Below are 1,949 nucleotides of genomic sequence, written 5' to 3'. Positions count from 1 at the left end.
TCTTCCAATGTAATATTAATTTTTCAACCTAGCCTTAAACTAAAATATTGCGGTCTTAAAACGGTATTATTAAAACATTCAAAAAAACTTTAAGATAAAACCAAAAAAGAGAAAGGTGAATCTGAATGGATAGATTATTTATGGGTGTAGGTTCCATTTTACGCAATTACTTTCACCCTTATGCTGCTTGTTTAAGTTGTTTGTAGTTGTTCCAGAATTTCTCCCAGCGATCAGCTTTTGCGTAGGCTCTAAGATTGAGGATTTGCTGTCCACCTTTTCGAGACCAACGCATTCCGCTGCGGCACATTCTATTTTTCACTACAGATTTACAGGCTGCTTCTACCGGCCCACTGCCAATAGGCAGCCCTTGTCTGATGAAATCCGCGTAATTCATTCGATGGTGATTACGCCGAAAGAAGGTTTGTTCTCTTTTTAAATCCTCCAATCGAGTTTTGGGAATCTTCAATATCTTTGCGTAATAATTCATGGAACGCAATACCGCTTTGGCAGCATGATCTTCTGTTTGCAGGTTATCATACCATTTGTGATACCATTCATCTCCCGCCTTTGATTTTTTTCCGAAGATAGCCTCCGCTGCTTTTGATAAATGCTCGCTGGCATGATAGAAATCTACCAATTTCTCGTAATCATCAAAGCGTTCATTATTGTCAATGTAGTTCCATATCACCCGATGACCATCATTAAGAAGCACTCTCTTCACGGTTGCATCCACTGCTTTTTCAATATCATCCAACTCCGCCTCAAATTGCTGCTTGAAGGCCGGAAAGTAACTCTCCGGCATCCGGGCAATATAATGGCTACATAATCTCACCGGCTTAACTTCCTCTTTTTCAGTCGCTTCCTTCTTGCCACAAAGTGGTGGCCTGCCCCGTTGTTGGGAATACCCATAAAAAGAAATACTGCCAACCATGGCATTCTTATAACTGGAAGCACTCACTTCCTCCTGCTTTTCACCAGGGCGTTCTTTCGGACGACCGGATTTCTGGCCAGTTTCTCTTAACAAAACATTTACACCATCCATACTGGCAACCACTACTGCCGTTGCTTCCGGAATCGTCTCCTCACCTCGAATCCCTTCGTTCAATTCATCAATATGAGCTTCTATGAAATCCCCACTCTTACTTACCATATTTTTGATCGCTTTCTCAGAAGGATGAAACATGCTGCTCTTTTCTAAAAACCTTTCCACTTCCTTAGCTGTCAGATGAGCCATCCCAAACAGAACGCATTCTTGTACTGCCGGCGTCGCATATTCTCCTTGCATCCCCCAACCCACATCTAATGGAACATAAGCAGCCCCACCCCGGTCACTCTGATACAAACTCCGACTAATATTCATCTCTCCAAAAGGCGTTAAGAAGTTTTTTTTGAAGAATACTTAAACCGAAGTGTCTTACCTTCTACTTCTAAGAGATCCTCCTTTATATCATAGGATTCAATAAATGTCTTGTAGCCTATGAGGGCTGCTTTGCTAATGCAGTGCTGCAAACCTTTACTAAATTCTTCTGCCAACTCCGGGGTCAGTTCATCCAAGGACAAATCCGCCATCGTTTCACGAAATCTTTGGGTAAATTCTTTCGTTACTGCTTCGATTATCTGATCTTGATTCATCGGTTAGCTCCTTTTCTAAAACCATTGTAACTTGCATAAAATTAAGTAAAATCACAAGTTACATAAAAAGGAAAACTAAAACCAAAGTCAATCAAAAACTTTACAATGGCCCCCTAAATGCGTAAAATGGAACCTACACCCCTTTCTCCTTCGTTATAAATCCTCTACGAGGATTTGGAATAATGCGAGCAATCGCTACAATAACATAACCTCTCCGAGGGTAGTTCTTGTAAGAGAACATCGTAGATGCTCCATTTTTGTAGAAATCTGTAGCTGACCTTTCACAAATGTCAGCAATATTGAAAATATAAAGCGCT

General features: G+C 40.8%; 3 protein-coding genes. All 3 read right to left on the bottom strand.

The window, feature by feature from the left end:
* Positions 1–178: 178 nt before the first annotated feature.
* Positions 179–1,360: a hypothetical protein gene (locus AC22ZQ_RS14390; protein WP_318959451.1), complete on the bottom strand. Its 1,182-nt coding sequence runs from the start codon at positions 1,358–1,360 to the stop codon at positions 179–181.
* A gap of 14 nt (positions 1,361–1,374) precedes the next feature.
* Positions 1,375–1,632 carry a hypothetical protein gene (locus AC22ZQ_RS14385; protein ID WP_318959450.1) on the bottom strand — a complete coding sequence of 86 codons (258 nt, stop codon included), beginning with the start codon at positions 1,630–1,632 and terminating at the stop codon, positions 1,375–1,377.
* 133 nt (positions 1,633–1,765) lie between these two features.
* The coding region (locus tag AC22ZQ_RS14380) for a hypothetical protein (protein WP_318959449.1) at positions 1,766–1,949 on the bottom strand (184 nt) is incomplete at its 5' end.

The organism is Lishizhenia sp., assembly GCF_057456495.1.
Note: the sequence above shows the minus strand (reverse complement) of the source record. Positions and strands in the feature narration are given on the sequence as shown.